The organism is Colwellia marinimaniae (genome assembly GCF_002207865.1).
GTDB lineage: Bacteria > Pseudomonadota > Gammaproteobacteria > Enterobacterales > Alteromonadaceae > Colwellia > Colwellia marinimaniae.
In genome coordinates this window covers 1-19,483 of record NZ_BDQM01000016.1, presented here as the reverse complement: position 1 = coordinate 19,483, position 19,483 = coordinate 1, and the positions used below count along the sequence as shown (strand labels likewise).

At 39.8% G+C, this 19,483-nt stretch carries 19 protein-coding genes and 1 pseudogene; 7 read left to right on the top strand and 13 right to left on the bottom strand.

Annotated elements, in window-relative coordinates; translation table 11 throughout:
- Positions 1–16: 16 nt before the first annotated feature.
- The 4 genes and pseudogenes from MTCD1_RS10840 to MTCD1_RS10825 form a co-directional block, all read right to left on the bottom strand.
- Positions 17–895 (bottom strand): CopD family protein, encoded by an 879-nt coding sequence (locus tag MTCD1_RS10840; RefSeq protein WP_057183144.1) that lies wholly within the window; start codon positions 893–895, stop codon positions 17–19.
- A gap of 11 nt (positions 896–906) precedes the next feature.
- Positions 907–1,317 carry a copper resistance CopC family protein gene (locus MTCD1_RS10835; RefSeq protein WP_231733103.1) on the bottom strand — a complete coding sequence of 137 codons (411 nt, stop codon included), beginning with the start codon at positions 1,315–1,317 and terminating at the stop codon, positions 907–909.
- 311 nt (positions 1,318–1,628) lie between these two features.
- Complete coding sequence (locus MTCD1_RS10830; protein ID WP_057183146.1) at positions 1,629–2,012, bottom strand: CopL family metal-binding regulatory protein; 384 nt, start codon at positions 2,010–2,012, stop codon at positions 1,629–1,631.
- Between the two features lie 250 nt (positions 2,013–2,262).
- Positions 2,263–2,488, bottom strand: a pseudogene (locus MTCD1_RS10825) (hypothetical protein); the annotation flags it as partial.
- 154 nt (positions 2,489–2,642) lie between these two features.
- Here MTCD1_RS10825 and MTCD1_RS10820 point away from each other — a divergent pair.
- From MTCD1_RS10820 to MTCD1_RS10790, 7 genes are all read left to right on the top strand, one after another.
- Positions 2,643–3,068 (top strand): hypothetical protein, encoded by a 426-nt coding sequence (locus tag MTCD1_RS10820; RefSeq protein WP_057183148.1) that lies wholly within the window; start codon positions 2,643–2,645, stop codon positions 3,066–3,068.
- Between the two features lie 187 nt (positions 3,069–3,255).
- Entirely contained in the window at positions 3,256–3,852 is a 597-nt protein-coding gene (locus tag MTCD1_RS10815) for a DUF411 domain-containing protein (RefSeq protein WP_057183150.1), read from the top strand.
- Complete coding sequence (locus MTCD1_RS10810) at positions 3,852–5,264, top strand: TolC family protein (RefSeq protein WP_057183152.1); 1,413 nt, start codon at positions 3,852–3,854, stop codon at positions 5,262–5,264. Before MTCD1_RS10815 ends, MTCD1_RS10810 begins: the two co-directional genes overlap by 1 nt.
- Entirely contained in the window at positions 5,264–7,030 is a 1,767-nt protein-coding gene (locus tag MTCD1_RS10805) for an efflux RND transporter periplasmic adaptor subunit (RefSeq protein WP_057183154.1), read from the top strand. The genes MTCD1_RS10810 and MTCD1_RS10805 overlap by 1 nt, the downstream gene beginning before the upstream one ends.
- A complete protein-coding gene (locus tag MTCD1_RS10800; RefSeq protein ID WP_088568945.1) occupies positions 7,030–10,161 on the top strand; it encodes an efflux RND transporter permease subunit in 3,132 nt (1,043 codons plus the stop codon). The genes MTCD1_RS10805 and MTCD1_RS10800 overlap by 1 nt, the downstream gene beginning before the upstream one ends.
- Positions 10,162–10,270: 109 nt before the next feature.
- The gene (locus MTCD1_RS10795; RefSeq protein WP_057183158.1) at positions 10,271–11,062 is read left to right on the top strand and encodes a substrate-binding periplasmic protein; all 792 of its coding nucleotides are present in this window, start codon (positions 10,271–10,273) and stop codon (positions 11,060–11,062) included.
- A gap of 148 nt (positions 11,063–11,210) precedes the next feature.
- Entirely contained in the window at positions 11,211–11,792 is a 582-nt protein-coding gene (locus tag MTCD1_RS10790; RefSeq protein WP_057183160.1) for a hypothetical protein, read from the top strand.
- Between the two features lie 120 nt (positions 11,793–11,912).
- Here MTCD1_RS10790 and MTCD1_RS10785 read toward each other — a convergent pair whose 3' ends face one another.
- From MTCD1_RS10785 to MTCD1_RS10745, 9 genes are all read right to left on the bottom strand, one after another.
- A complete protein-coding gene (locus tag MTCD1_RS10785) occupies positions 11,913–13,223 on the bottom strand; it encodes a dipeptidase (protein ID WP_082606606.1) in 1,311 nt (436 codons plus the stop codon).
- A 126-nt stretch (positions 13,224–13,349) separates the two neighbouring features.
- Positions 13,350–13,892 carry a hypothetical protein gene (locus MTCD1_RS10780; protein ID WP_057183162.1) on the bottom strand — a complete coding sequence of 181 codons (543 nt, stop codon included), beginning with the start codon at positions 13,890–13,892 and terminating at the stop codon, positions 13,350–13,352.
- A 200-nt stretch (positions 13,893–14,092) separates the two neighbouring features.
- Entirely contained in the window at positions 14,093–14,767 is a 675-nt protein-coding gene (locus MTCD1_RS10775; RefSeq protein WP_438819284.1) for a HupE/UreJ family protein, read from the bottom strand.
- 638 nt (positions 14,768–15,405) lie between these two features.
- A complete protein-coding gene (locus MTCD1_RS10770; RefSeq protein ID WP_057183166.1) occupies positions 15,406–16,377 on the bottom strand; it encodes a hypothetical protein in 972 nt (323 codons plus the stop codon).
- A gap of 10 nt (positions 16,378–16,387) precedes the next feature.
- Positions 16,388–17,056: a Fe(II)-2OG oxygenase family protein gene (locus tag MTCD1_RS10765; RefSeq protein ID WP_057183168.1), complete on the bottom strand. Its 669-nt coding sequence runs from the start codon at positions 17,054–17,056 to the stop codon at positions 16,388–16,390.
- A 506-nt stretch (positions 17,057–17,562) separates the two neighbouring features.
- Positions 17,563–17,844 carry a hypothetical protein gene (locus tag MTCD1_RS10760; protein WP_057183170.1) on the bottom strand — a complete coding sequence of 94 codons (282 nt, stop codon included), beginning with the start codon at positions 17,842–17,844 and terminating at the stop codon, positions 17,563–17,565.
- A 20-nt stretch (positions 17,845–17,864) separates the two neighbouring features.
- On the bottom strand, positions 17,865–18,215 hold the full coding sequence (locus MTCD1_RS10755) for a DUF7674 family protein (RefSeq protein WP_057183173.1): 351 nt from the start codon (positions 18,213–18,215) through the stop codon (positions 17,865–17,867).
- 109 nt (positions 18,216–18,324) lie between these two features.
- Complete coding sequence (locus tag MTCD1_RS10750) at positions 18,325–18,639, bottom strand: helix-turn-helix domain-containing protein (protein ID WP_057183175.1); 315 nt, start codon at positions 18,637–18,639, stop codon at positions 18,325–18,327.
- On the bottom strand, positions 18,626–18,958 hold the full coding sequence (locus MTCD1_RS10745; protein ID WP_057183197.1) for a type II toxin-antitoxin system RelE/ParE family toxin: 333 nt from the start codon (positions 18,956–18,958) through the stop codon (positions 18,626–18,628). Before MTCD1_RS10745 ends, MTCD1_RS10750 begins: the two co-directional genes overlap by 14 nt.
- Positions 18,959–19,483 lie beyond the last annotated feature (525 nt).

The following is a 19,483-nucleotide window of genomic DNA, read 5'->3' as shown; positions in this document are numbered from 1 at the left end:
AATTTTTAATTTTTATTTAATAATCAGGTCCAACGACAGTAGTAAGCCAAGTGGTGGTCAGTAAAATTCCCAAGGCTAAAATCATCTCCCATTGAATAGAGCGAGCTAGGGCTTGTTTACCCTGCTCATTTTTTATTAGTTTAGCGACCAAGTTAAATTTATGCTGCGCAGCGATCAACAATATGCCCATGACTAAAGCAAGTTTTAATAAAAAACTTTGCCCATAACTTGTAAAAAACAAGCTAGCTATTGAGCCAAACAGTTGATAAGCCACCATCAAGCCACAAAGTATCAAGAGCGAAACAATATAGCTGGCATAGTAGCCAAACTGCTGCATAACATCATGTAAAACAGGTGCAGATAAAGCTCCACAGGCTTTCCACAGCGGCCAAAGTGAGCCTAGCCAGCAGAAAACGAGTAGCACATGTAAATTCAATAACAATTGCCAAGCCAAATTCATCTCGGCGGTATGACCAATAACACTGAACGAACGCACCAGTAGTAAAGCACTTAAGATAAAAGTAACTAAAAATATCCGACGATATTGCCCAGTTGCTATGCCTTTAGACACTGAAATTAATGCCAGTATAAAGCCGGCAAGGCGATATAAAAGTGACTCACCAGCATTTGATTGCCACAACAAGGAGTTATAAAAGGCGTCAAAAACACCTGATAGCCCTGCTTCGGCAAAAGCCCCTACTTGCATAAAGAAATTCAAAATTGTGCCAAAAACACCGAGTAAGAGCAGAAGTTGACAGTGCCGCCGTAAATTGAATGGGTAACCTCGTTTGATAACTAACCAATAGATGAAAATACCACCAACAGCACCAGATATGCCAATGTATATCATTAGTTTACTGATAATAATTGCGATGTCCCAAGGTGATATTTCCATGTTAACTGCTCCTAATGATTATGCTGACCATTAGATGGCTTTTCTTTATGGTTGTTCATTACCTTGGTAGCTGCCCCATGAACCATAAAGGTAAATTTTCCTTTCATTTTATGAGCATCCATGCCCATAACAGTCCAATTAACTTGGTAGTTGCTGCTCGGTAAATTGGGTAAAACAAGCTTATAAGAGCTCGCTGCTGTGGTTGAAGGTTTAAACTCAATGGGCAGCAGAGCACCACTTTTATCGGCCAGGGTAAGTTTCACTAAGCGAACATCCTTAGTAAAAACCAACTGCAACACTTTTGGACTTGCCATTAACATAGCGCCGTCTTTTGGTAATGAAGTTTTTAAGCCGGCATGTGCTAATACCGATGAAGAAATAAATAATAAAGTAATCGTAAGTAATAATTTAATGGTATTCATGTGTGTTCCTAGGTGTTGTTTAACAAGGTAAACGTACTGCCATAACGTGCAGTTTTATAAGTAATGTCAGTGCTAATATTGCTTTAAAGAGCAATAAAAAACATGGCGACAAGGCAAGTTATCAAATATGGGTTGATAACCTATTTTTTCAAAAGCTACTATTAAAAATAGCAGAGTTTTCTTTAGAAAAACTTTGAATTGACGTAGCCGTCAAGGTGCCTGAGGTAATACCAATCGGACTAATATATTGCTCTGTTTGGTATGAGCTAGCGCAGTAAATGAACCAAATTCTGGACACATTTATGCTCTATTTAACTCAATATTGGCGGTCGGTATAGGGAGGTTAGGTATTGGCTCAGAGCTGATGTGGTAATGCAGTGAATCTTCGAAGCAGAGGCCATATTAAACTCTGTTTGAGCAGTTTGGCTCAATGCTGCAAATGTTGAGCAACCAGCAATTAAACATTCACAGTCATTGGTGCAGCAATCATTCGTTGCAGTTGCACTATCACTCGCCATTTGCTCAGCATTGTCAGCCATCATGGCCATATCATGAGATTGTTGCTGCATTGTCACTTCATTCATATTCATCATATTCATCATATGATAAGGCATAAGGGTAGACGCCATGACTTGACCGATAAAGGTCAAACACAGTAGTAATACCATTAAGGCTTTAGTGAACGTTGGTAACATGGTAACTCACGAAGAATAAGAATCACTTTTATGTTACACAAAAAATCACGTCATTCAAGCAACTTTTTTCGGTAATAGGTCAATTTATAGCTTATAAACGCTAATTCATTAAAGCTAAATCATAACTAAATCTAATCAAAACAGCAGCTAAACAGTTATCCAATAGCGGAGTTGAAAATATTATTTATACCCTCAAAATTCACTGCCCAGCGAGACATTAATCGCTGCGATTACTGCTAATTAATCAATATTACTCAGCTGGCAAGGCGGCATCAATTTTCTTCAACGAGCGTAAAAACAAACCTAAGCCACCCATTACCAAAACTAAGATAACAATTAAATCAAATGACGTCATGGTGCTAAAGCTAAGACCCAGCCAATGGGATTTTTACTGTTATAAAAAAAATACCAACACCAAACATAAACGGGAACATCACCATACCACTGGTGATGCTGTAACTACCGCCCATAGCCGAAAAGCCCTTATTTATTAACTAGTAGCCATTGTAATTAGCATGGGTATAACCTGAGCCAAGGTAAAAATGGCAAGATAACAAATAGCTAGTTATTGATATTATGTTTTTATTAATGCTAGAATAATAATAGTTATTTCATAATTTAAGTGTGCTTGTGCCTACATTTTTAAATAAAACATTGCTGGTGATATTACTGTGTTTGATCTTTATTGCTCAATCAGTGGCATCAATGACCATGTTTTATGGCATGACCAGTATGCAGTCTATGCCTGGTATGTCATCGGCAAAAAGTCCACATCAGCATATGGCAATGGCAGTTAACTCAAAACACCAAATGAGCGCTATGTCTGAGTGCGATGAATCAACACTCAGTACAACATCTTGCGAAATAACAGCTACAGAAGAATGTTGTGCGCAAGAATGTGACTGCTTAACCAGTGGTTGCTCTACCATCTCAGCATTTACAGCCATTATTAATTACCACACTGAAATTGCCATAGCGAATAAGATAGTTTCCTCTAGTGCTTTTATTGCCAGTAATACCCTTACCTCCCTTTATCGACCTCCTATTCTGAGCTAAACACAGCCTCATTACGTCTAAAGTTTATTGCTAAAGTATTTAACAAAGCACACCTTATCGGTTGGCCGTTAAGCAGTTCCAGCATTAAACGTATTAAAAAATATATAAATTTTAGAATCAATCACGACAAAGTACGGTAATTACCTTAAGTACTCATATTGTTAAATTTTCCCCCAAGGAGGGAGTTATGTTTTCATTTTCTTTTCCCGCTAAAGCCACTATAGCTATTAGCCTTTTCGCTAGCTTATTATTACTTAGTGCTTGTTCAGAACAAAACACGCAAGCAACGCCCGTAGCTAAGCAGAAAGTTACCCCGCCAAAAATTGACCGGGCAACGCCAGTAGTCGTCACACCAACAATAGCAATCACACAAACTACGACACTGCACCCGATACTTGCAGTGTATAAAAGCCCTACTTGTGGTTGTTGTGAGAAATGGATAGACCATATTGAGCAACACGGTTTTACCACTAAAGCTCATAACCACGAAAATTTATCGGCCTTCAAGCAAGCTAAGGGCATAGCGCCGCAATATCGTTCATGTCATACCGCAGTGTCAAAAGACGGCTATGTTTTTGAAGGTCATGTACCGGCTAAATTCATTCATCAGTTTTTAGCTCAGCCACCCAAAAATGCCCTTGGTTTATCGGTACCCGCTATGCCAATTGGTACACCTGGTATGGAAATAGGGGATAAATTTATGCCCTACCAAGTCATTTTACTTAACGCTGACGGTAGTTATGGTATTTACGCCGAGCTTAATAATTATCAGGAGCAATTCTAATGATTAGCAATAAACCAAGTCAGACCAAGATAAGCTCAGTTGCCAGTGCCATAGCCTTAAGTTGCCTTTTTAGTGTTAGCCCAATGAGTCAAGCGGCTAACAATGAACAAATTTTGTCATTTAATAGCGCAGTGACAACCGCGCAAAAAAATGACCCTTGGCTAACGGGAAATAAACATCTACAACAAGCAGTTGAGGCCATGAGCCATGCTGCGGCTAGTATGCCAGATCCCAAAATGTCCATTGGGCTGGCAAATTTACCAACCGATGGCTTTGATTTTTATCAAGAAGGTATGACCCAGCTTAAGGTAGGTATTACCCAGATGTTTCCACGTGGCGATAGCCTGGCCATTAAAAATCAACAATTACGTATTGAAAGTGAAGCTTACCCTTTTCAACGGGCCGACCGAAAAGCTAAAATCGCCGTGACCGTAGGTACCTTATGGCTTGATGCCTTTCGGGTTCAGCAAAGTATTAGCCTTATTGAAAAAAATCGTTCTTTGTTCGAACAATTAGCTGATGTCGCTCAAGCCAGTTACTCTTCTGCCTTAGGCAAGACCAGCCAACAAGATATTGTTCGAGCGCAACTTGAATTAACTCGCCTCGATGACAGGTTAGATATATTAGCGCAACAAAAAAATGCCTATTTGGGTATGTTGGCGCAATGGCTATCGACGGCTTTTACTACCAGTGCCAATAGCCAGCAAGATGCTATCAGCGCTATTAGCCAACTGCACAACATACAATTAGCCCAGCAATTACCACAACTTGATTTACTCAATAACAAGCTTGTTTATGGTAAAACTTGGTTGTCTGTGGAAGTGCTCGCAAAACACTTTGCTAATCATCCCGCCGTATTTGCGCTGGATAAAAAAATATCTGCCAGTAAAACCGGCATTCACTTAGCCGAGCAGCAATATCAACCCGAGTGGGGAGTTAATGCCAGTTATGGTTATCGTGGTAATGACCCTATGGGTAATAGCCGCTCAGATTTCCTCTCTGTTGGCATCACCTTCGATTTGCCGCTGTTTACTGAAAACCGCCAAGATATGGTGGTAAAATCCGCAATTTCAAAAACTGAGGCGGTGAAAACAGAAAAAATACTGTTATTGCGTCAACTACTGGGTGCTTTTTCAAGTGCCAAAGGCCGTTTATTACGCTTAGAAGAACGAAAAATTCTCTACCAAACGCGACTTTTACCACAAGTTGAAGATCAGGCAGAAGCGTCATTAACCGCTTACACCAATGATTACGGTGACTTTGCTGAAGTAGTGCGTTCACGTATTGCTGTGCTCAATGCCAAAATTGACGACTTAGGCATTCAGGTCGCAGAGCAAAAGCTTATTTTAGAATTAAATTACTTATTTGTTGGCTCGTTAAGTACCGCCAATAACATAGCGGGAGAACAATAATGACAGCAACTAAAACCTCAACAGTTAAAGCCAGCCTAGTTGGCTTAATTTTTGGTGCAGCTCTTACCGTAACGGCTTACACCATATTCACGCCCCAAAGTAACCTAACTAATAGCGACAGTAGTGCCAGCAGTGAGCCGCTTTATTGGGTTGCCCCTATGGATGCTAATTATCGTCGCGATAAAGCCGGAAAGTCACCTATGGGTATGGATTTAATCCCCTATTATGCTGACGATGGTTCAGGGCCAGATGAAGGTGTCGGCACTATTCGTATTTCCCCCAATGTCGTTAATAACTTAGGTGTTCGTACCGTAATTGCCGAAGTTAAAATATTACATACACAAATTGATACCGTAGGTTATGTCACCTTTGATGAAGATACCTTAGTACATATTCATCCTAGAGTAGAAGGCTGGATAGAAAAACTTTATGTTAAAGCCATTGGCGATGCAGTAAAAAAAGGCCAGCCACTATATGATATTTATTCTCCTGAGCTAGTCAATGCCCAAGAAGAGTTTTTACTCGCCATAGACCGAAAAAATAGCCGTTTAATTACCGCGGCAGAAAACCGCTTAGTGGCGCTACAATTACCAAAATCAGCGATTAAAAAGCTTAAAAAAACGCATAAGGTGCAACAAAACATTACCTTTTATGCGCCACAAAATGGCGTCATTGAAAGCCTAGAAATACGGGAAGGTTTTTTTGTTAAGCCTGGTTCAACCTTAATGTCTATTGGTGATTTATCACAAGTTTGGGTGGTTGCCGAGGTATTTGAGCGCCAGGCAAATCAAGTAGTACAAGGCACAGCTGTGACCATGAGCCTAGATTATTTACCGGGTAAAACCTGGCAAGGTAAGATAGATTACGTTTACCCCATCTTAGATGCAAAAACCCGCACGGTAAAAGTCAGGTTGCGCTTTAACAATGAAAATGGTGAATTTAAGCCTAATATGTTTGCGCAAATTACCATTCATACTAGCAGTGATGAAAAAGCACTATTAATACCCAAAGAGGCGCTAATTCGCACCGGCAATCAAGACCGTGTGGTATTAGCCCTGGGCGAAGGAAACTTTAAATCTATCGCCGTTAGTGTTGGACGTTTTGATAGCCATCATGTGGAAATATTATCCGGCCTGAGCGCAGGTGAAAAAGTGGTTAGTTCGGCGCAATTTTTACTCGACTCTGAATCGAGTAAAACCTCTGACTTTAAACGTATGAACCATGATTCAGTGCCCAGCACAGTGTGGGTCGATGCCAGCATAGTTAGCCTAATGGCAGATCATAAGATGCTAACTTTAGCTCACCCGGCTATCCCGGCATGGGACTGGCCAGCAATGACCATGGACTTTATCGCTTTAGACTCAGTCGACTTTTCTCAACTAAAAGCAGATATGACTATCCGTGTTGAGATTGAAAAAGTCAGTGACAACGATTATCGCATTATTAATATTGAACAAAATGGTGACAAACCCGTCAGCAGTGCCACGGTAAATGGCACAGTAAGCTCGGTTATGTCAGCCCACCGCATGGTTACTCTACACCGTGAAGCCATTAAAAAATGGGGTCGAGCAGCGGCGACTGTTGACTTCATAGTCGCAGAAAATGTTGATATGACACTTTTTACTGTCGATGCTTATTTGATGTTCACCTTCGAAATTCATCATGGTGAATTCATTATTGTTAGCGCTATGGCAATGAACTCAAGCATGAAACATAACATGCCTGAGGAAATGCCTCAGGCACTCATGCTTAAAGGAGGTCTGTAATGATTACAGCTATTATTCGCTGGTCGGTAAACAATCGCTTCTTTGTCATACTGGCCACCATGATACTCGTGGGTGTTGGTTTATATTCAGTAAAAAACACCCCGATTGATGCCCTGCCTGATTTATCTGATGTGCAAGTTATCATCAAAACCAGCTACCCTGGCCAAGCACCACAAGTTGTTGAAGAACAAGTAACTTATCCATTAACCACTGCCATGTTATCGGTACCTGGCGCGGTAACTGTACGTGGTTACTCCTTTTTTGGCGATTCTTACGTTTATGTTATTTTCGACGAAGATACCGACCTTTATTGGGCACGCTCTCGCGTTTTAGAATATTTAAGCCAAGTAGGCCCTAGTTTACCTAGCGAAGCTAGGCCACAACTAGGCCCTGATGCCACAGGAGTTGGCTGGGTTTACCTATATGCACTGGTTGATAAAACGGGTCAACATGATCTAAGCCAACTACGTAGTTTACAAGATTGGTTTTTAAAGTTTGAATTACAAACAGTAAAAGGGGTTTCTGAAATAGCCACACTCGGTGGCATGGTTAAGCAATATCAGGTACAAATTGATCCCGATAAATTACGCGCCTTTGGTATTCCTCTATCGCTGATCCAAACGGCGATCCAACAAGGTAACCAAGAAATTGGTGCCTCGGTAGTGGAAATGGCCGAAGCCGAATATATGGTGCGCGCCACCGGTTATATCAAAAGTGTTGAGGATCTGGAAAACATTCCCCTTGGCGTCAATGAAAATGGTACGCCTTTATTATTAAAAGATGTCGCTCAAATTGGCACAGGGCCACAAATGCGCCGCGGTATTGCCGAGCTCAATGGTGAAGGTGAAGTCGTCGGTGGTATTGTGGTAATGCGCTTTGGCGAAAATGCCCAAGAGGTTATTAAAGGCGTTAAAGCTAAGCTTGAGCAGCTAAAAAAAGGCCTACCTGATGGTGTAGAAATTATCACCGTTTATGACAGATCAGCCTTAATTGAGCGTGCGGTGGAAAACCTAGCGATGAAACTGTTAGAAGAATTTGCTGTCGTTGCCTTAGTCTGCGTTATTTTTCTCTTTCATTTTCGCTCATCTTTAGTGGTGATAATTAGCATTCCTGTCGGTATTTTAACGGCCTTTATTGTCATGCATGCCCAAGGTTTAAACGCCAACATCATGTCTCTTGGTGGTATTGCTATTGCCATTGGCGCTATGGTTGATGGCGCTATTGTTATGATCGAAAACATGCATAAACATATAGAGAAGACGCCATTAACCGATGAGAATCGTTGGCAAATTGTCACCGATGCCGCTTGTGAAGTAGGCCCAGCACTGTTTTTTAGTTTGTTGATTATCACGGTCAGTTTTGTGCCGGTATTTACTCTTGAGGCGCAAGAAGGTCGAATGTTTTCGCCCCTGGCCTACACCAAAACTTATGCCATGGCGGCATCGGCGGCCTTAGCTATTACTTTGGTACCGGTATTGATGGGCTATTTTATTCGCGGCAAAGTGCTCGCTGAGCATAAAAACCCAGTCAATAGATTTTTAACATCACTCTACATGCCAGCGCTCAAAGCAGTGTTACATTCGCCTAAGATTACCTTATCAGCCGCCGTTGTGGTGCTGCTCATAGGTTTATATCCGTTAGATAAAATAGGTAGCGAATTTATTCCGCCCCTTGATGAAGGCGACTTAATGTATATGCCAACTACCTATCCGGGTATTTCTATTGGCCAAGCAAGGCAGCTGTTACAACAAACCAATAAGCTGATTAAAACCGTACCTGAAGTAAAAACTGTTTTTGGCAAAGTGGGCCGCGCTGAAACGGCCACGGATCCGGCGCCCTTAACCATGATAGAAACCTTTATCCAGTTCAAGCCAAAAAGTGAATGGCGAGAAGGCGTTACTACCGCTAGCTTGAAAAAAGAGCTTGATTCCTTAGTGAAGTTACCTGGAGTCACCAATGCTTGGGTTATGCCGATAAAAACGCGTATAGACATGTTAGCAACCGGCATCAAAACTCCGGTAGGTATCAAAATAGCAGGGCCTAAACTCAAGGTTATTCAAGAAATAGGACAGCAACTGGAAGTTATTTTAGCTGACGTACCCGGCACAGCTTCGGTCTACTCGGAACGTGTCGCGGGTGGTCGCTATATTAAAGTTGATATTCAACGAGCCAAGGCGGCTCGTTATGGCTTAAATATTAGTGATATTCAGCAAGTAATCGCGACGGCAATTGGCGGCATGAATGTTACCACTACCGTTGAAGGCTTAGAGCGTTATCCAGTCAATTTACGTTACCCGCAAGATTATCGTAATTCCCCTGAGCAGCTATCGCTATTGCCGATAGTTACCCCCAATGGCCAACGGATTTCCCTTGGTGATGTTGCTCATATATTTATTGAAGATGGTCCTCCAGGTATCAAGTCAGAAAATGCGCGTTTAAATGGCTGGACTTTTATTGATATAGAAGACATAGACGTTGGCACTTATGTTGAAAACGCTCAGAAAGTGGTTGATGCTCAGCTAAAATTACCCGCTGGCTACTCTATTACTTGGGCGGGTCAATATGAATACATGCAACGGGCAAAAGCTAAACTCACTTATGTGGTACCGTTAACATTAGCCATTATCATAGTATTGCTGTATTTAAGCTTCCGTAATGTTATTGAAGTGGCGATGATTTTAGGCACACTACCCCTCGCTATGGTCGGCAGTATTTGGCTAATGTATTTACAAGGCTTCAATTTCTCGGTTGCAGTAGGTGTCGGTTTTATCGCCTTGGCCGGCGTAGCAGTAGAAATTGGTGTCATCATGCTGGTGTACTTAAACCAAGCTTATCACGCCTTATTGGCTGACAATGCAGCCCAAGGAAAAACCACCACCAAAGAGCAAATATTACAAGCCGTGCTGAGTGGTGCGGGGTTAAGAATTAGACCTATTATGATGACCGGCGGCACAGTCATTGTCGGTTTATTACCAATATTATATGGCTCAGGTACCGGCTCAGAAGTGATGAGTCGTATTGCCGCTCCTATGGTTGGTGGCATGGCAAGTGCTATGTTATTAACCTTGCTAGTATTGCCTGTGCTTTATTATTTATGGCGTGCAAACAGTATAAAAACAGTGGCAGCTTAGTTCATTAGCCGTAAGTGGCCTCGGGGCTACTTACGGCTATCACTTATCTTTATCAGCAACATTAGTAGTTACTGATAGCACGACAACACTTTAGCTTGAAAAGAACATCATGATTAAAATCATTAACAAGTCATTACCGGGCTGCCTGATATTGTGCTTGCTATGGCTAACTTTGTCGCACGCTGCTGTACAAGCTAAGGCCTTAGTAGTTGTCTCTGATGAATGGTGCCCTTATGTCTGTGACGAGCAAGATTTACCGGGTTTCTTGGTGGAAATAGTCAAGGAGATAGCTAGAGATAACGAAATAAAGTTAACCTTTTCTTTAATGCCATTAGCTCGAGCATTAAAGCTAGCGCAAAAAAACAAAGTCGATATAGTACTCGCCTTAACACCACAACATATTGAACGTTATCAACTTCAGCAAAGTCAGTTAAACTTTGCTGGCTTATATAATGATTTTTATGTCAGAGCAGATAACCCTTGGCGCTTTCAGAGTATGACTCACTTATCAGCGACATTAACAGGTAACGCTATTTTAGGTACCATTAATGGTTATCAATATGGCGCAGAATTCAGCCGTTTTCTCAAAGCACAAAGCGAACATGTTTTTGCGGCCAGTGGTAACTCGCCACTAGTAAAGCAGTTAAAAATGCTACAAATGGGCCGATTAGATATATTATTAGACTCTCGATTTACCGTGCAATACCAACTAGCCAAAGGAGAAAACAAAGGCATTATTTATGCCGGAACCCAAGGTGATTTTACTCCGCTGTATTTAGGCTTTTCAGCTTTGCTCAGTAAAAAACTAGTAAAGATATTTGATAGCGGCTTAATAACGCTGAGGCAAAGCGGCAGGTTAAAGAAGATATTAGCAAAATATGGCCTCACCGACTGGCAATAGCAGAGTATTAACGCGCACATTGCTCGTGCCTGCGGCTAAAAATCACGCGAGTGCTAGTAAAACAATGTGCCCGTATTTTGCTAGAGTATAACGTACAAGACCAGCTTATTTTTATCACCCAGTTCGCACCTTACTTTACAGGATTAATATGAATTTTCTCAGCGCTACACTGCGTACTAGCATGGTGAGTTTACTACTTTTAGCAGCAACTGCCGTCCAAGCAGAGACTACTTATGCCGCACTAGATAGAAACCAATGGACTTATGACACTGACCCTTATGGCAGTGAGGCTATCATTAATGAAAAACTCATTAGACATGGTGGCATCTGGATAAAATTTAAGCGTGTACCGCGTATTGATGAAAAGCGCAATTCATGGATTGAATTGATTCATAAATTACCTAGCGCTTCATTAACGGGCATAAAAAAAATACGTCTAACGTATCAATGTGATACGCCACTGTTAATTAAGTTATCACAGCAAGAATATGGCAAAAATGGTGATCAAAGTTATGCCCATTATCAAATAAAATTGCCGCCCGCGCGACAATGGACTACGCAAGAAGTCGATTTAAAAGACTTCTATCGACCAGAATGGACCCCTGCTAGTTCAACAGATATTGGCTTATTACCCGAACATATAGATGCTATTTATTTAACACCAAGTTTGACCGACAAAGACGGCGGCGAAGCAATATTACAAGTTCGCGCCATTGAGTTGTTACCTTAGCTGACTGTCATGGTCAGCTTTAATGAGCACTATCGATTGCCAACAGCTAACTAAATAGCAATTGAAACCAATAAGTACTCAGTAACCATATCATTAAGTAAATATGGCTAAGTAAACAACCTAATGCTGTGCAGCATAAGCCTCAGCAGCTTGCCAAACACGCAGCACGTTACCCGAAAGAATTTTTACAATATCTGCCTCGCTATAGGCACGCTTTAACAAGCCTTCGATCAAGTTAGGATACGAAGCCACATCTTTTAGGTTACTAGGCAAGCTATCACCAACTCCGTCGTAATCAGAGCCAATACCAACATAATCAATGCCAACTAATTGCACCACATGGTCAAAATGATCAAGCACATCGCTTAGGCTAGAAAAAGGGTATGGATTGCTAATCTTGTATGCTGCTTTAAAGGTGGTAACTTCATCACTATCCTTTTCAAGGTTGTTTTCCGTGATAAAAGTTTTTATTGCTGCTTTACGTAACGTGCCGTAATCAATAGCCTTTTGAGAGATAAAACTAGAGCCGAAGTTGATTTGAATAACACCACCATTTACCGCCAGTGCCTTAATCATCTCATCACTCATATTACGTTCAAAGCCTGGAGTAAAATGACGTGCTGAAGAATGTGAAGCGATAACAGGTGTCTTAGTTATCGCCATGACATCATAAAAAGCCTCATCTGAGATATGAGCAACATCAACCATGACGCCAATATTATTCATCTCTGCAACTAAAGTTTTACCAAAATCAGTTAAGCCGCCAGCGGGGCGATTTTCATCATAAGAGGAATCAGAGATATGATTCGCTTTTGAGTGGGTTAAAGTAATGTAACGAATACCGCGGTCATAAAAGTGTTTAAGGTTAGCTAAATCACCTTCAATAGGGCTACCATTTTCCATGCCCATAGGCAGTGAAATGATACCTTTAGCAAAGTTAGCTTTAACATCAGCCGTTGAATAAGCTAAGGCAAATTTATCAGGCGCTGCTTTTACTATATCTTCAACCATAGTGATCAATTTATCAGCAAGCGCTTTACTGCCACCGCTTTTCTCAAGTCTGGCTGGAATATAAATCGACATAAATGGCGCATCTAAACCGCCAGCAACTGCTCTTGGAAAATCGAAATCGCCATGTTCAGTATGTTCAGCAACATTTTCAAATTGATCTTCTAAACGATATGGCACATCAATATGGCCATCAGTAATAATGTATTTTTTAGCGATTTCTTGGGCTAATTCGGCATAATTTACGGCAACTACTTGTTCAGTATTGCTGGTCGATTCAGCTATATTGGCGCTGCTTGGTGTCACGGTTTTAGCATCTTGACAACCACTGACGACTACGCCCAAGGATAAAACAATGCCAGCCATTAATGGCGATAGCTTAAAGGGATGATTTTTAACTGACTTACTGCTTATTTGATTCATTATTATTATCTTTTTGCATTTAAAAAATTACTTTGCCAATGCTAGGCGTTAATGTCAAAACATATGCACTTAATATAGATAAAATTGTTAAGCGCTTTCTTTCGATCACGAGCTAATTTGTAATAACTATTTTTTTAAGCCAATAACACTATATTCACCACTGACGGTAAGTGTGATCACTACCGCTTGAGCTGATTTATTTTTCCAATACCAACCATGCACACCAGCAAAAGGTGTGGTAAAGCTACCCTGCATATCCGCTAACGTGGCAATAGCATAACTTTCATAATAACCTGTGGTATCACCTTCAGGCTCGCCGTGTAAATCAAAGAAAATCGCTGCGCCATCAGTCTGCCATTGATATTCCATTTTTTTAAACTTTTCCATGGCAAATTTAAATTCAAGGCCACGCCCTGCAGGGATAATGACCTCAATGATATCGGCAGCTTGAACACTTTTCGGAACGTCAATAGTGGCCTTTGTCTCAGCACCGCTAACCACAGCAGCTTTAGGATTAGCTAAAGCCGTTAAGCCCAATTTAGCGCCTATACCTGTTGGGTCGATATTGTATTCTGCCGGTAATATAAAACTTACCAGCGCTAAGCCGGCAATAAACACCGCGATAACGGTGGCTTTGAGCAAAGCTTTGTTTGATAAGGTATCTTGCATATCTATTTCTCTTCTTTATATTTCTTAATATTTCTTAATACTTAAATTGAGTAATTTCGTTCATTAATCTGGTTTTTATTTAGCCTTTGCGGTCATTATTACTCAAAAACGCTGTAAATATATCCCTATAAACTTTACTTATTCGTCCGTGAATAATAAATTTTGCTTCATAAGACCGCTTCATAGCTACTACTTTTACTCTAATTGAGGTTACTAAAATAACCGGTTAACTGAAAACCTATCAGCATAAAACCCGCGCTCATCAATAAAGTATTACTTACCGTTGAAAACTGCACAAACGATGGGTGTTTCCGCCAAAAGCTAATAACCAGTAAGATAAAGGTTAAGGCGGCAAACTGTCCTAGTTCCACACCTAAATTAAAGGCGATTAAATTGGTAAAAAGGCCATCTTGTGGCAGTTGAAACTCTTGTAATTTGCTCGCTAAGCCAAAGCCATGGAATAGGCCAAAGATCAACACCGCAGCTTTAGCATTAGGAGTAAAACCTAAGGTACGCTGAAAACCACCTAAGTTATCAAAACCTTTGTAAACAACCGACAAGCCAATAATTGCATCGATAATATAGGCATTAACTTGTACGTCCCACAGCACACCAAATAACAAGGTTAGGCTATGGCCCAAAGTAAACATACTGACATAAAGTAGAATATCTTTACTCTTGTATAAGAAGAAAATGACGCCGGCTAAAAACAGTAAATGATCATAACCGGTCACCATATGTTTCGCGCCAATATACATAAAGGCAAAAAATTGTACGCCGGTATTATTTTGTAAAAACAGTCGGGTACTCTCATCAACGCCATGTGCCATGGCATCGAGTGAAAACAAACCCATCAGGCATAACACCATAACCATTAAAGTTAGGCGTTTACTACTAGAAAACATTGATGACTCCGCTAGAATAAGGCTATTTTGAATGCCTGATATGGCGCTATAGAGCCAAGCAAGCAAGATAAAATGATGACTACATCATGCCAGTTATATTTATTGTGACAAGCCTTTAGGCTAAAGTTGTTAAGTTTCGAGTGGAAATATATTTAAACAAATTGCGCTCACCTTGGCCAATTGCCTTTTCATGCCCCTAAATCAGCCATTGAGGCCACCACAATGAAAAAAACAGCCGCAAAAGTCCTATTAAAAAGCTAGTTATTGCTAAAAATAGAAAAATCCTAGAAAAAAAACTTTTTATTAAGCAGTAATGAACATTGATAATATTTTGTTTTATCTAACTTAATTTGAGCCATTACACTCACTATTTAGAGTGAATAGTTACGCTAATACACCTTTCAGAAACGTGATGAAAGTGACTAACTTATTCGCGGTAAAGCACCAAACAGTGAATTGGTGAAACTGAATTATTTAGCACTTAGACGATCTTTTTTATTAGCCAACTAACGCCTAATTAACAGGCAAAAAATTGTTGGCTAAAATAAGCGACGAAGGAGCAAAAGCCAACTGTTTTTTGTCCTTGTTGAATTTCTTATAGGGCTTTACTACTCATTAAAATCAGGTTCGTATGTAAATGATGCTTCTACTTCATCTCGTGCTTCTTGCAGCTCGTCAGCAGTGTACAATTCAAAATATTCTGCCGCAGTATAAATTGTTTTTGCTGAGAAAGTATCACCTAACCCACAAGCCGATAACTTTGAAAAGCCAGATATTTTAAGCCTACAAGCGATACATTCAAAAGTAGAGGGTAACATTGATTGTCTTTCGGTTACTTCGTCATCACCCTCAATAATTTCTGTAGAGACAGCTCCAACAGGAGAACCATATACAAGCGCCGTAGAGGAACATGATGGACAATCTACTCTGTGTCCAGATTGTCTGGTCGCCCATGTTTTAGCCTGTAATGCAGCATCTTCTTTGTCTGTGTCGGGTTTATTTGACCAAACTTTTGAGTGAGCCGAAATATCTTGTTTAACACTTTTAGCTGCTACATCGCTTAATGACTGAATTAGAGATTCCGCGTGAGCGGAGTCAGATACTAGGTCTGCTAATGTTTTCCCCATAGATTTCAATAATGCGTTACAAGCTTGATAAAACCTTGGTAACCAATTTGCAGTGCCTTTTTTTCCAAATATCACTTCTCCAGTATGCAACTCTGCATTTCTGTCATCTGTGTGTTTTGAGCAAAATCCAGCCATTTCTTCGGTGAAGTCTGGTAAAAGTTCTGTAAGCCTAGCTAATACCTCTTTAGTTGACACTGAAATAGGATTGAATTTTTTAGCTGTTGGGGCGCTGCCTAAAGCAAATGTTATATTTCTCCAATTCTTAGAGTCAGCCAATAATACTGGTGATATATTTGATAATGCAGATCTAGCGAGTAGCTCTAAGGCAAATGAAGACCATAGTCCATATTGCCAATCTTCAGCAATACTGTTTTCCATTTGCTGAATATAGATAAGAGCTTTAGCGTAGAGAGAATCTGATTCCCATGGATTATTTATTATTGTACTCGTCATTTATATTTCTCTAATTAAAGTAAACACGCTCAAGTTCACGATCGATACATTCTTTTGGAATATTTGAACGAGCATGAAAGTTTGAGTGATTATTTAGGATAAGGGTATCACCTGAATCTACTAATTTGATGTCGATTGCCATATCCCAAGTTTCATTTTTTAACATTACATGTTGAATTCGTTTCACATTATCATTTACTGCTTCTAAAAATAAAGAGTCCCAACGAATACACCTTTGATTATTTATTTTGAATAACAATGGCAGCAAACAACTTTTAGTATTGCTTCCGTTACTTCTTGGTTGCGCTACTGCACGACGTAAGCCTAACTCAAACAACTGATCTAAAATATATTTCAGTGGCAATACTTTTGTTGAAACTTGTTCAAAACCTCGAACACATCGTAGCATTAAAAATTTAGGAGGTTTTGACCAGTGAGCTAAATCGGTATGAAAAGGGAAAGCATCTAATCCAAACTTTCCACTGTATTGATTCTTTGAAGAATTACTTTGTGTTTTAGGTCGAATTTTTTGAGTGTTAGGAATAATTTCATGTCCAACATAATCTGAAACCTTTACGATTTTTCCAAATTTTTTAGCTAAGTATTCGATTTCGGCATCAGGTTCCCACTTGGGAATAAATACAAAACCTTTTTTCGAAAGTTCACTTTTAATATCCATATATACTCAAGTTACGAGAAAGCCCTAACGAGCTTGTAGAATAACTCGTTTATTATGAATTACCCCCTAAAATCGGGGTGGTAAATGCATTACCTATATCGAGTTAATCCTCTACAGTTCGATACAGGAGCACAAAATTTTAGTAGTTTTGGCGGAATTAGTTATTCTACAGCCTCAACGCCCAAATAACGGGCTAAGTAATACTTGCTAAAATGTGAAACGAAGTGGAACCGAGCAAGTGTTACGTGTCCCAGTTGATTTGCTTGTTAGTTGCAACATACTTTCACCAAGTACAACAATAACTTAAACGCACCGTAATGAAAATACCAAACCGTGAATTTGAGCCATTACACTCACTATTTAGAGCGAATAGTTACGCTAATACACCTTTCAGAAACGTGATAAAAGTGACTAACTTATTCGCGGTAAAGCACCGAACAGTGAATTGGTGAAACTGAATTATTTAGCACTTAGACGATCTTTTTTATTAGCCAACTAACAGCTTATTAGGTGTTTTTACTGTTACGTTTATTCTTAAAATAAAAAAACATGCCCCAGACCAATATGTAATAACCCCAAAATAAAAGCCAAACCTCTTCTTTTTTGATCGTTAGCCAAAAAGGGCCGTATTCAACCCACTCGCTTGTCGTTGCCAAATCAGGAAATATTAGCAACAACGGAAAAGCACCAAAAACTACGAGCATACCTCCCAGAGGAATGTTAATTGCTATCGTACTTAATGACCCATATATGAGAGATTGAAATATATAACGATATTTATCATCCATGATTTACACCTAACAGCTTATTATATGCCGAATTTACCACGTACAATTTCATATTCTTTTTTAAGTAACTCAGGATATATTTCCCAAGCCCACTCTCGATTATTATTCTTTGTATTCTTAAACTCTAAACACTCTGCGTAGCTAACACTAATAGCATTTTTAACTTTTTTATCGCCATTAACTAAATAGTTATTAGCGATACTGAAGCATGTTTTTACTTTATCTAAGTCACCGTCATTTATGAGTGATTGAGTAAATTGGTAGAAAGCGCCAACCTCAAAGTGAAGTAATCCTTGTTCTGCATTAATTAATGACGTCAATTCAGGGAATTCTCGTTTTAATTCTTTCAGCAGAATACTTCTATCAAGCATTAGATTTCCCTAGGCATATAACGCCCAATTAACGGGCTAAGTAATAGTTGGCCATACTTGTGAACGGAGTGAACGCGGCCAACTGTTGCGTGTCACGTTGAATTGCTTGTTATAGCTCTGCAATGTGCGTGAGAGTTTCTGGATGACGTTGCACTAATTTCAAAAGTGTTATTGCTTGCCCATTTGGAGCACTGCGTCCTTGCTCCCAGTTCTCTAACGTACGAGAAGATGTATGAAGCAAACTAGCAAACACACCACGTGACATATTAAATTTTTCTCTAATATGTACAATTTCATTAGGTGAAATATCAAGTTCACTTACATCGTTGACATGATGCGTTTTAAGGGTGATTTTCCCCTCTGAATGTTCTTTTGCTTCAACAAGAGCGGAACTTAATTCTGTAAATAAATCACGATTGCTCATTACGCCATACCTCCATAAAAACCTTTAACTGTTTCTTTTGATCTGCGGTTAAATCCGACATTTCACTTTTTCCATAAATAGGAAGTAAATAGCAACGTCGCTTTTTATCAAGGAAGTAATAAATAACACGGGAACCACCACGTTTTCCTTTACCCTTACTTGCAACTCGAACCTTCCGCAAACCACCAGTACCTTGAATCACATCACCCTTCTTCGGGTTTGACATTAGCTCAGCTTGAAACAGTCTAAACTCTTCATCACTGAGGTGGTCATCTCGGTATTTCTCAAATATTTTTGATTCTACAAATATACATTTCATGAGGAAAGTATACGCAAATCGCGTATAGAAAACAAGATGGGATATGATTGAGCTATAACGCCCAATTAACGGGCTAAGTAATAGTTGGCCATAATTGTGAACGTAGTGAGCGCGGCCAACAGTTTTTGTTCCGTTTGAAGTGCTTGTTGAACGAAGCCGCTTTACGGCAGAATACAATAAAATCATCTGTACTTACCTTAACGAACTGACCTTACAAGGAAAAAGTGATAAAGCTATCGAGTGTTATAGTCGATGTCTTCGACAAACAGCGTCGTTCTTTGATCTCTGCCCGGACCAATTAACCATTGAGGATCTTAAGAATATAGCAGACACCCACTCAAATGTTCGTGATCACAATCAAAGTATGGTTTTGTTCAATGTTAATTAATAACACTGTTTTTTTGCGATATTGTTTATTGATTATTTTGGGTGGGTGTCTGTTATATTGGATAAAAAACACAAGTGTTGGAAGAAAAAAACGGGAACGTACCTGTTTAACGCGAATAACTTAGCAAAAGTATTTCG